Source organism: Serratia sp. T13T92, from assembly GCF_047530105.1.
Classification (GTDB): domain Bacteria; phylum Pseudomonadota; class Gammaproteobacteria; order Enterobacterales; family Enterobacteriaceae; genus Chania; species Chania fonticola.
This window is the reverse complement of the sequence record NZ_JBLJAK010000072.1, coordinates 1-11,417: the sequence shown is the minus strand read 5'-3', so window position 1 is coordinate 11,417 and position 11,417 is coordinate 1. Positions and strand designations below refer to the sequence as shown.

The following is an 11,417-nucleotide window of genomic DNA, read 5'->3' as shown; positions in this document are numbered from 1 at the left end:
AAAAAGGGCGTGCCATTCTTCGGGCGTGCGGATGTTCCTCATGGGTTTGCTCCGTGTTGATGATCGGGAACAAGATCATGGCAACATCGCGAACGCAATAACAGGTGGGGTTCCAGCGACGCTTACGAAAGTGGGGTCGGTATTGCGTCTGAGTTCCCTGCTGATGGTCGAGCGAGGAAGCTCAAGCTCTCGGGCGATGGTGGCTTGGTTGACACCTTCACCACGCCGCTTTTCGATGTAGAACCGCTCTTTCTGAGTCAGATGTTTTCCCTGCATGCAACAGGCTCTCCAGTAGGGCCAGAGCGGTGATTTTATCCGGGTCTGGCCAGTGGGTCACTTTGTTGCGTTTCGAGTGGGAATGGGGCGCCCAGTTTATAAGGTTCACCAGGCGCGTAACTCATCGGGGCGCGGGCTAAAGGTCCATTAAGACGCCGGATAGATTCATGCAAGCCAACAATATCTTCAATATCGGTGTTGCAAAAACGGGAGTGGCCATAGATTCCTAACCTTCAAGTTCGTTAGCAAGAGCCTGCAACTGTTTTTCGTCCATAAATTAACCTGCTTTTGATGTTGGATTGAACATATCAAAATCAGGCAATTACACAAATCTATGTACAGGCTCAGAAACCACCGGCACCTGCAACAGATCGCGGGGGCGTTACCAGCCTTTGACGGCACCGCCGTTGAAGATTTTCTCTGCCGCTTTGGCGACTTCATCGGACTCGTAGGCTTTCACGAAGTTCTGCACGTTCTGCACGTCTTTATTGTCTTCGCGCGCTACCACGATATTGGTGTATGGCGAATCTTTATCCTCGATAAAAATTCCGTCCTTGGTCGGCGTCAGGCCCATTTGGTTGATGTAAGTAGTGCTGATCACCGCCACCGCGACTTTAGGATCGTCCAATATGTGGGGCAGTTGTGCACCTTCCAACTCTATAATCTGGTAGTTGTGCGGGTTGGCACTGATATCCAGTGAGGTTGGCAACAGTCCTTTGCCAGGCTTAAGTTCGATCAGCCCAACTTTTTGCAGTAGCAGCAGCGCGCGACCCAGGTTGGTGGGATCGTTGGGGATGGCAATTACCGTGCCGTCCTGCAACTCTGACAGCGATTTGATTTTTTTCGAATAGCCAGCCATTGGGAATACAAAGGTATTGCCTACCGCGACCAGTTTGTAGCCGTGATCTTTATTTTGCTGTTCCAGGAAGGGGCGGTGCTGGAATACGTTGGCATCCAATTCGCCTTTGTCGGTGGCGTCATTGGGCAGCAACGAACCGCTAAAGCCAATCAGTTCAACGTCCAGGCCATATTTCTCTTTGGCCACACGTTTAGCGACTTCTGCAACGTCCTGTTCTGCACCGTTAATGACGCCAACCTTAATATGGTTTTGATCGTCCTTCTGATCGCATCCTTGTAATAACAACGTTGCTGCTAATGCTGCAGCCAAAGCGGTGCAGCGCCAAATAATTGCCATGAGAGACTCCTTGTAAAAACAATAAGATCGGTCAGTGTTGTGCCAACAGCTAAACCTATGACCGTATCTAAGTCAAACCTTGGTTAAGCGTAAACGTCGTTAAAGGGTAAGCTGCTCATTTAGACCGTATTGACACTCAGACAGCGGTAAGGTCGACTGTCCACGGCTCTGTCGCGTTAGCGGCGTCAGGTAATATGCTGTTTTTTTTGTAATGTTGCCTATTAATGTCTCTGTTCAGAAATGCCTTTAAACGCTTGCATTATCCCATCGATATCATCGCGCAATGTGTTCGTTGGTATCTGGCTTATGCCCTTAGCTTGCGCAATCTCGAGGAAATGATGGCTGAACGCGGCATTGCTGTTGACCATTCCACACTTCATCGCTGGGTTATCCGTCTGGTGCCTCTGTTGGACAAGGCCTTCCGCCGGCATAAATGTTCGGTGGGGCGTCGAGGGCGAATGGATGAAACCGACATCAAAATCAACGGGCAGTGGAAGTCTCTGTACCGGGCTGTTGACTCATCAGGCCAGACAATCGACTTTCTGCTCATCGCCAAACGGGATGCCGCCGCCGCATTGCGCTTCTTCCGCAAGGCTATTCGCCATCACGGCGAACCTGAGGGGGTCACTATCGATAAAAGTGTGGCCAACACAGCGGCTTTGGCCACGCTCAACGCCGACAAACCCGATGAGGAAACGATTACAGTGAGGCAAAGTAAGTACCTAAACAATCTGGTTGAGCAAGATCACCGCAATATCAAACGCCGGATAAGAGCGATGCTGGGATTCAAATCGTTTTCGACGGGCACAGGCGCTTTTGGCGGGCATCGAATTGATCCACATGATACGCAAAGGACAATATCAGCATCCGGAAAGTGAGGGATTGTCACCTGCGGAACAATTTTATCTGTTGGCTGCCTAAATAATCGGCAACACCCACTTTGGCTGGCCTGTGCCCGTTAATGCGACAGAGCCCAGAGAACAATGATTGTCAGGTCATACATATTCAAATCACTGTATGGCAACTCTGAGTCCGGCAGACAGCGGAGTTTTCAATTTGCAGCCGTCAGGCTGCCCTGTTCTGGCGCATGAGGCACTGCGCTTGATGCCTTGACACGCACCGTTTGCGGTCACTATTCTGGTTGCTCCGCATTATGAAGGATAGCTCAGATGAATACGCTTTTTACTCCTGTTTCCGTTGGTCGTTATACCCTGTTAAACCGCCTGGTTATGGCACCCATGACACGATCCCGATCTCAGGCCGACGGCACGCCAGGAGAGCTGGCGGCCCTTTACTATGCACAACGTGCCAGCATTGGTCTCATTATTGCCGAAGGGACACAACCTTCTGATGATGGTCAGGGCTATCTGACTACCCCTGGTATCTACACGGATTCCCATGTTGCAGGGTGGAAGCATATCACTGATGCGGTTCATCAAAAAGGTGGCAGGATGTTCATCCAGTTGATGCATGCAGGCCGCATGTCTCACCCGGACAATACACCGCATCATCGACCTGGCGTTGGGCCTTCGGCTATCGCCCCCTGTACACATATGTTCACCGCAACAGGCATGCAGGATATTCCGGTTCCACACGCACTGAGCACCGATGAAGTCCGCCGGACCGTACAAGATTTTCGCTATGCTGCCCGCAGGGCAATTGAAGCGGGCGCTGATGGTGTTGAAATTCACGGTGCCAACGCTTATCTGATCCACCAGTTTCTCGCTCCAAGCGCCAACATCCGGACAGACGAGTATGGTGGTTCTCTCCAAAATCGCGCCCGATTTGCTGTCGAAGTAGCAAAAGCTGTTGCAGATGAAATTGGAGCGGATCGGACCGGTATTCGCTTGTCGCCAGAAATGAACATGTGGGGGATTGATGAGGGTGAGGAAAGCGAGGCGCTTTATCGCTATCTGACGGAAGAGCTGAACAAACTGGAGCTGGCTTATCTACACATTATGTATATCGGTAATGAGTCTTTGCTGAATGACATGCGCCAGCGCTGGAAAAACACGCTGATCCTCAATCGTCCGGGGCGTCCTCGTGAACAGATTGGTATGGATGTGGCATCCGGCCTTGCTGAGCTTGAATCCTACGGTGCGATGGTACTGGCAAATCCTGATTTTGTGGAGCGACTGAAGCTGAATGCACCGATGAATGAAGCACGGCGTGAAGGTTTTTTTGGCGGGAATGCACAATTCTACACCGATTACCCGGTAATGAATGCCTGACAGGGGCTCTGTCGTATTAACAGAGAACGGTGGCTCTGTCGCATTTCAACTGGGAATGGGGCCTGGGCCCCTCTGGTGTAGGTAAAAGCCATCTTGCCGCTGCTCTCGCGTACCGGTGTGCCATGGCCGGGCTGAGTACCCGGTTTATCACCGCCGCGGACATGATGTTGCAGTTGGTTGCCGCCCATCGTCAGGGGGAACTTAAAGGCTATCTGAACCGCATCATTCACAAGCCACGACTGCTGGTAATCGACGAGATTGGCTACCTGCCGTTCGGTAAGGAGGAAGCCAACCTGTTCTTCCAGGTTGTTGCCAGACGCTACGAGTCAGGCAGTCTGATATTGACCAGTAATCTGCCATTTACACAGTGGTCAGGAACCTTTGGGGATGACGAGACGCTCACAGCAGCGATGTTGGATCGTTTGCTACATCACGCCCACATTGTTCAGATTAGCGGGCAAAGTTACAGGCTGAAGGATAAGTTAAAAAGTGGTCAGTTGAAGAAGTCTGCAACCGCCGACATTTCTGGCTAACCGCTAACAGGGGTGGGTCTGTTTTACTTTGGCAGGATGGGTCACTATTCGATCGGTATTGACACCAATGCTGGCGACCAGCGCACAAGCCGTTGTGGGACCAATCCCCTTAAGTTCCATTAGTCGTTGGCTACGGTGATCTGTTTTTGCCATACGGGACAGGATTCGGTCGTATTCAGGAACGTTATCTTCAATGCGATCAATATGTTTCAGCAGGTCATCGATACATTGCTGAACCTGAAGCGGTAAAGAACTCTTCTGTTCAGAAACCATATGGCGCAAAGCGTCTGTGCTTTGTGGGGCAATAACACCGAATTCGGATATCAAGCCTCTTAATCGGTTATATGTTGCTGTTTTCTCTTCGATAAAACCTTGTCGGGTACGGTGCAGACATTGCATCGCCTGCTGGCTTTCATCCTTCACTGGTACGAACCGCATATGCGGACGCCGGACAGCTTCACAGATGGCCTGAGCATCAGCCGCATCATTTTTCCCTGATTTACCGGCCATGCGATAGGGGGATACAAACTTTGCAGCCATCAGACGGGGTTCATGACCATACTGCCGAAACAGCCTTGCCCAGTAGTGAGCTCCGGAGCATGCCTCCATCCCAATAACACAAGGGGGGTAAACTTGCGATCAACGCAGGAAGTGCAGTACGCGATACTTTTGGTTTGACCAGAACCGTTCTACCATTCTGGTCAACGGCGTGAACAGCGAACACATTTTTAGCAAGATCGATACCGACAGTGGTGATGGTCATAACGAATCCCTCTGGGTCAATGTTTATCCCATGATTGCACGAAAGTTAATCAGGCGCATATCTAGGGGAAGTCCCTTCCATTCGTTAAGGATGTTTTTCAACCACATTCGTTTTTGTCGCAAACGGAGTTTGAGGTGAGGAAACCCGCAGGTTACCCGGTCTTGGCCCCTCTCTGCCGGTAAACTTCAGCCGCCAGTATCCCTTTGCGAGTTCTTCCCCAGTAGCAGGTAAAGCCAAGAAAAATCAACGTTTTCAAACGTTATACTTGCTGGTCTTCTCTCGTGGCTGCCACGTAACCCGTCGCGATAAGTTGCGATTTGGCTGCGTGCAGTTCAAGACCGAACCGGCTCAGTCGCTTCGGTAGTACGCTGTAAAAACGTTTTTCCTCACTTCGGTTTTCGAGGGTAGATCGGGATGCGGCTACACGACAGCGTGAATAGGAACGTCATAGAGCCAGTGTTCAAAGAAGTTGTATGGTTCACAGCAAAACATGAACCAATGTTAAGAATGATTTTCCTACCTCATAATCATTTTCCCAATCATGCAACCTGGCCTGAAATGGGACGTTATTACAGCTCGTTTAACTGAAAGTAAAATTACACTTGGAGAACATCTATGGAAAACATATTAATTACTACGCCTAACCAACTCGGCAGTGGAAACCTGCCATCAGGATACGATGAAGTCGTCTTTACCCTTTCAGATGGTAACTGGACTAAAAATATTGTTTTGCCAACGCAACCAACGGATAAAAGCAAGGTGGTGATTCGTTCATCAGCAGGTTACACCGCACAATTGGATGTCACGAATGTGGACGTTCCGCTATCTTCACTACCAATTAAGAGTGGTTGTGAATATAAATTACAATACACTCTTAGTATTAATGCGTGGTTAATTAGTGGCACCGACGTTAGCTACTTGACTCCAAATGAAGTCGGAGTAATTATTCCAGAAAGTACAGATTCTATTACTTTTTACTCAATGGAAAATGGCAACTTGGCTCCCCAGGTAACATTGCCTGTCAAAGCAAAAGACGGCGCATTCATCATTATCCGCTCCCGGGCTACATATTCTTCAAAAGTAAGTAATGACAATATGCTGTATGCCAGCACCACGCAAGTTATCACTGGTGATGAATATGTCTTCAAGTATTTATCAGGTTTTAATGGCTGGGTTGTTGACTCGGCACCGAACAGAATGTTAAATGCAGGCGACATTAAGTTACAAGTACCCACTCCAACCTCGCAAAACACAACGGTTTATTTTTCAAACGCGAACTGGATTGAGAAGATAAAGCTCCCCGAAACAGCAGGTGATAGGGATAAGATTTCATTGAAATCAGCAGCCACTTTTACGGCGACGATCGATTCATCAAACGTAAACTTGCCAGGAGTCATGAAACTGCATACAGGTGAACAATATGATTTCTTTTATATTTCCGAAAATAAAAAATGGCAGTTAATGATGCATCCAAACACGGTTTATCAAGCTAAAGATATTCCTGGTGGTAATGTCCCAGAGTTAACTCGGCCACGAACTTTTATTAATGTTTCCAATGGCAATTTTCAGTCAGTGTTGACGCTGCCGTCTAACCAAAAGGAAGGAACACGCATCGTTGTACAAAGCTCTGCTGAATGGGGTTTCACGGTACTAGCTAATAACATGAGTTACAGTATCGCCAATGGTGAAATAGTCGCATTTAAAGTTGATGAAAATCACATATGGAACAAAGAAACGATCACTATTGATTTATTGCTGGTTTACAGTGATAAAGCTGCGGCTCGTTTAGGCGAAAGCGTCATGCGTAACAGGTTAATCGAAGCATTCAATCTTACCAATGACGCATTGGAAAATTCAGGTGCTAACTTCCGCTATCGTATGCGTGGACTAAATAAAATCACTGCCAAAGACAGTTGGAAGACTCTGGGGGATCCTCTCAGCGATTTACGCAGCGATCCAACTGTTCAAGGATGGAGAGATAGCCTGAAAGCTGATGGCGTTTATTACGAAGGTACAGAAGATGGCTGTGGTTTGGCTTGGGTGAAGGCTAGTTCCTTCAATATGGTAGCTACAGGATCGATTAATTGCGGTACAAACGTAATGCGGCATGAACTTGGACATAATATGGGATTGCAGCATGCTGGCGAGAGCAGTTATTATAATCAAGGCTATGGCTTACTAGGTACAATTATGGGGGGTAATGCCCTTCCTTATTATGCAACGCCTTATCGTTATACATTGGATTACGGTATTCCCATGGGTATTCCTGATAAAATTGATGCCGTTAGAGCGATGAATGAATTTTCTTCCACAGTTGCAGCTTATCGTTGATGGTTGTTAGGTAGAAGTGCACGGGGATTTTATAATTATAATTTACTGATTATGGATGCATTTTAATGCATTCTTTAGCACTCTCCCTTCAAGGAGGGTGCTAATCATTAAAAATGACCTATTTAGCTCTTTAATGCCTGATACGAGTGAGGACTTGATGTTTTTATTTGTCAAACCCTGTTAACTTTTTAAATTTTCATATACATCATCACTGCCGAAGCAGCCTAAGGTTTTTAATATTTACAATAAATTTTATGGAACACTTTCTTTATATACTTATTTAGTTTGCTTGCCGAATAAGCCATCTATTCCCACTTGCTGATAAAGGGACTGTATGCGACAAACGGTAATACCTCCAATTAGGGTGATGCCTCTAATTAGTTGAATCTGATGTATAATACGGGCTTTTGAGGTTATCTCATGGCCAGCGTTAACGTTCATTGTCCCCGTTGTCAGTCTGCTCAAGTTTACCGCCATGGTCAGAACCCTAAAGGCCATGACAGATTTCGCTGCCGTGACTGCCACCGTGTGTTTCAGCTCACTTATGCTTATGAAGCGCGTAAGCCGGGTATTAAAGAGCAGATCACTGAAATGGCCTTCAATGGTGCCGGGGTTCGCGATACCGCCAGAACACTGAAAATTGGCATTAACACCGTCATCCGGACTTTAAAAAACTCGCGCCAAAGCGAATAACGTCTTCGCCTGTTGCCCATGCTGATGTGGCGCTTATCTGCGAACTTGATGAGCAATGGAGCTTCGTTGGCAGTAAAGCCCGGCAGCACTGGCTCTGGTACGCGTACAACACCAAAACAGGCGGTGTACTGGCCTACACTTTCGGTCCTCGAACCGATGAAACCTGCCGGGAGCTACTGGCACTGCTTACACCATTCAACATCGGCATGATCACCAGCGACGACTGGGGCAGCTATGGCCGGGAGGTGCCGAAGGATAAGCATCTGACCGGCAAAATATTCACCCAACGCATTGAGCGTAATAACCTGACGCTCCGCACCCGCATTAAGCGATTGGCTCGTAAAACAATCTGCTTCTCACGCTCAGTTGAGAGCCACGAAAAAGTGATCGGAGCGTTTATCGAAAAACACATGTTCTACTAATTGGATGCACTACCCGACTGAGTTCCCCGGCAGGTAATTCGCCCGCTGCTCTGCTGGCAACCCAATCGCCTAACTGACTCCCTGCCTTTAACCGTAAACGCAGAACGGCTGTGCAAATCCTTTGTGCAGCCGTGAAGTGTTGCCGGCGAAGCTGGAATCTGTGGTCGAATTAAATGTGCGATCGGTTTGGGTCGGAATAGGCAATCGCAGCGGTAGAAATAGTTATCAGCGCTGTAATAAATTTTCGTTTTCGTTTAATCCTCTCTTTTATACTGGACGGATATCATGAGTTTTAATGCCAAGGATATGACCCAGGGTGGTCAGATTGCGAGCATGCGCATCCGTATGTTCAGCCAGATTGCCAATATTATTATTTACTGCCTCGTTATTCTGTTTGCGATTATTGTCGCGCTGACCTTCTGGGTGAAACTGTCGTGGCAAACGTTTGTTAACGGTATGCTTTATTACTGGTGCCAGACGCTATCGCCAATGCGCGATATATTTAAATCCCAGCCAGTCTATACCGTGCGCTATTACGAGAAAGAGCTTCAGTACAACGCGCTGCAGGTATTGAAGGATAAATACCTTATCTGGTGTGCCGAGCAGGTCTGGGCGACGTTTCTGCTGGCTGCCATCATCGCCGCCGTGGTCTGCGTGGTGGCGTTCTTCGTCACCACCTGGGTACTGGGCCATCAGGGTAAGCAGCAGAGTGAGGATGAAATCACCGGAGGGCGTGAGCTGACCGATGACCCGAAAATCGTGGCGAAGATGCTCAAACGCGACGGTATGGCGTCCGACATTAAAATTGGAGACTTGCCGCTCATCAAGAACTCCGAAATCCAGAATTTCTGTCTGCACGGCACGGTTGGATCAGGTAAATCAGAGGTCATTCGCCGTCTCATGAACTATGCACGTAAACGTGGCGATATGATTGTTGTCTACGACCGGTCGGGGGAGTTCGTAAAAAGTTACTATGATCCGTCTATAGATAAAATTCTCAATCCACAAGATTCACGCTGTGCAGCATGGGATCTTTGGCGCGAATGTCTAACTCAACCCGACTTCGATAACATCTCCAATACTCTGATTCCTATGGGGACGAAAGAGGACCCATTCTGGCAGGGCTCCGGACGTACCATTTTTGCTGAAGCTGCTTACCTGATGCGTAACGATAAAGACCGCAGCTACAGCAAACTGGTCGATACATTACTGTCGATTAAAATCGAAAAGCTGCGCGCCTATCTCAAAAACTCGCCGGCGGCCAACCTGGTGGAAGAGAAAATCGAGAAGACCGCCATCTCTATTCGTGCGGTGCTGACTAACTACGTCAAAGCCATCCGCTACCTGCAGGGTATTGAGGGTAACGGCGAACCATTCACCATCCGTGACTGGATGCGTGGTGTGCGTGACGATGGTAAGAACGGCACATTGTTTATCTCTTCCAACGCAGATACCCATGCCTCACTTAAACCAGTGATTTCTATGTGGTTGTCCATTGCCATTCGTGGGCTGCTGGGGATGGGAGAAAATCGCAACCGCCGAGTCTGGTATTTTGGCGATGAGCTTCCCACTTTGCATAAAATCCCCGACTTGGTGGAAATTTTGCCAGAGGCCCGTAAGTTCGGGGGCTGCTATGTCGTGGGTATTCAGTCGTATGCGCAGTTGGAAGATATCTACGGAAATAAGGCCGCAGAGACACTATTCGATGTTCTTAACACTCGTGCTTTCTTCCGTTCCCCATCAAAATCCATTGCAGAATTTGCGGCGGGTGAAATTGGCGAAAAAGAGTTCCGAAAGGCGTCAGAGCAATACTCCTATGGTGTGGACCCAGTACGTGACGGTACTTCAGTTGGTAAAGATATGGAGCGTCAGACTTTAGTCAGTTACTCCGATATCCAGACACTGCCAGACCTCTCCTGCTATGTCACTCTGCCGGGACCCTATCCAGCTGTGAAGATGGCCCTGAAGTACCAGCCTCGTCCTAAAGTAGCTCCTGATTTTATTCCTCGCTTCATTGATGAGAAAGCAAACGAACGCCTGAATAACGCACTGGCGGCACGGGAAGATGAATCTCGTAATATAGCCATGCTTTTTGAGCCGGATGCTGACGGCATTGCAACTAAAGAGACCAGCCCTGAGGCTGAACAGCCACAACAGCCACAACAGCCACAACAGCCACAACAGCCACAACAGCCACAACAGCCACAACAGCCACAACAGCCACAACAGCCACAACAGCTACAACAGCCACAACAGCTACAACAGCTACAACAAGTTGTCAGAAATGCCACGGCTAACCCGGTATCTACATCAGTTGCTACGGGAACTGGCGGCACAGAACAGGATCTACGAACTAAGGCGGAAGAGGCTGAACAGTTGCCGCCTGGCATTGATGAAACTGGCGAGGTTGTAGATATGGAGGCTTGGGAGTCATGGCAGACGGAACAGGAAATGCTGTCACAACAGGGAATGCAGCGCCGTGAAGAGGTGAACATCAATGTGCATCGTTCGCCTGAAAAAGACCTCGAACCGGGAGACAACCTCTGATGCTAAGTCTGGCGACAGTGAAATCGGCCGGCAGTGCCGGCAACTACTACACCGACAAGGATAACTACTACGTCATTGGCAGTATGGGAGAACGCTGGGCGGGCGAGGGGGCTGCTGAGCTGGGGCTTAAAGGCGAGGTGGACCAGAAAATCTTCACCCAACTGCTGGAAGGTCGCCTGCCGGACGGAAGTGATCTCAGCCGTATGCAGGAGGGTGCCAACAAGCACCGCCCTGGCTATGACCTGACCTTCTCAGCCCCCAAAAGTATTTCAGTGATGGCCATGCTCGGCGGCGACACGCGGCTGATTGACGCACACAACCACGCGGTGGATACCGCTGTGAAGCAGGTGGAGGCACTGGCCTCGACGCGGGTGATGACCGACGGTAAAAGTCAGACCGAGTTGACCGGCAATCTGGTGATGGCGC

The 11,417-nt window shown here is 48.9% G+C and carries 9 protein-coding genes and 2 pseudogenes; 7 read left to right on the top strand and 4 right to left on the bottom strand.

Annotated elements, in window-relative coordinates; genetic code table 11:
* Positions 1–75: 75 nt before the first annotated feature.
* Both ACMV5I_RS28265 and ACMV5I_RS28260 read right to left on the bottom strand, forming a co-directional pair.
* Entirely contained in the window at positions 76–276 is a 201-nt protein-coding gene (locus ACMV5I_RS28265) for a helix-turn-helix domain-containing protein (RefSeq protein ID WP_414825832.1), read from the bottom strand.
* A gap of 382 nt (positions 277–658) precedes the next feature.
* Complete coding sequence (locus ACMV5I_RS28260) at positions 659–1,471, bottom strand: MetQ/NlpA family lipoprotein (RefSeq protein WP_414825831.1); 813 nt, start codon at positions 1,469–1,471, stop codon at positions 659–661.
* A gap of 224 nt (positions 1,472–1,695) precedes the next feature.
* Here ACMV5I_RS28260 and ACMV5I_RS28255 point away from each other — a divergent pair.
* The 3 genes from ACMV5I_RS28255 to ACMV5I_RS28245 all read left to right on the top strand — a co-directional run bounded on the left by ACMV5I_RS28255 (position 1,696) and on the right by ACMV5I_RS28245 (position 4,235).
* Positions 1,696–2,392 (top strand): IS6 family transposase gene (locus ACMV5I_RS28255; protein WP_414825830.1). Its coding sequence is split into 2 segments (ribosomal slippage): positions 1,696–2,265 and positions 2,267–2,392, totalling 696 coding nucleotides; the frame shifts between segments, so codons are not numbered across the junction.
* Between the two features lie 248 nt (positions 2,393–2,640).
* A complete protein-coding gene (locus tag ACMV5I_RS28250; RefSeq protein ID WP_414825829.1) occupies positions 2,641–3,702 on the top strand; it encodes an alkene reductase in 1,062 nt (353 codons plus the stop codon).
* 29 nt (positions 3,703–3,731) lie between these two features.
* Positions 3,732–4,235, top strand: a complete 504-nt coding sequence (locus ACMV5I_RS28245; RefSeq protein WP_414825828.1) for an ATP-binding protein — start codon at positions 3,732–3,734, stop codon at positions 4,233–4,235.
* Positions 4,236–4,298: 63 nt separating this feature from the next.
* Here the strand turns inward: ACMV5I_RS28245 and ACMV5I_RS28240 are convergent.
* Together ACMV5I_RS28240 and ACMV5I_RS28235 are read right to left on the bottom strand one after the other, a co-directional pair.
* Positions 4,299–4,998 (bottom strand): annotated as a pseudogene (locus tag ACMV5I_RS28240) (IS110 family transposase); the annotation flags it as partial.
* Positions 4,999–5,166: 168 nt separating this feature from the next.
* A pseudogene (locus ACMV5I_RS28235) lies at positions 5,167–5,404 on the bottom strand (group II intron reverse transcriptase/maturase); the annotation flags it as partial.
* Positions 5,405–5,613: 209 nt separating this feature from the next.
* Here ACMV5I_RS28235 and ACMV5I_RS28230 point away from each other — a divergent pair.
* The 4 genes from ACMV5I_RS28230 to mobF all read left to right on the top strand — a co-directional run.
* Positions 5,614–7,329, top strand: coding sequence for a M12 family metallo-peptidase (locus ACMV5I_RS28230; RefSeq protein ID WP_414825827.1), 1,716 nt, complete (start codon positions 5,614–5,616; stop codon positions 7,327–7,329).
* 420 nt (positions 7,330–7,749) lie between these two features.
* Positions 7,750–8,444, top strand: a protein-coding gene (locus ACMV5I_RS28225; protein ID WP_414825826.1) for an IS1 family transposase whose coding sequence is annotated in 2 segments (ribosomal slippage) — positions 7,750–7,996 and positions 7,996–8,444 — 696 coding nt in all. Because the reading frame shifts where the segments join, the coding sequence is not laid out codon by codon here.
* A 285-nt stretch (positions 8,445–8,729) separates the two neighbouring features.
* Positions 8,730–10,991 carry a type IV conjugative transfer system coupling protein TraD gene (gene traD, locus ACMV5I_RS28220; protein ID WP_414825825.1) on the top strand — a complete coding sequence of 754 codons (2,262 nt, stop codon included), beginning with the start codon at positions 8,730–8,732 and terminating at the stop codon, positions 10,989–10,991.
* Positions 10,991–11,417, top strand: a 427-nt coding sequence (mobF, locus tag ACMV5I_RS28215; protein ID WP_414825824.1) for a MobF family relaxase, incomplete at its 3' end; no start/stop codon positions are given. The genes traD and mobF, both read left to right, overlap by 1 nt.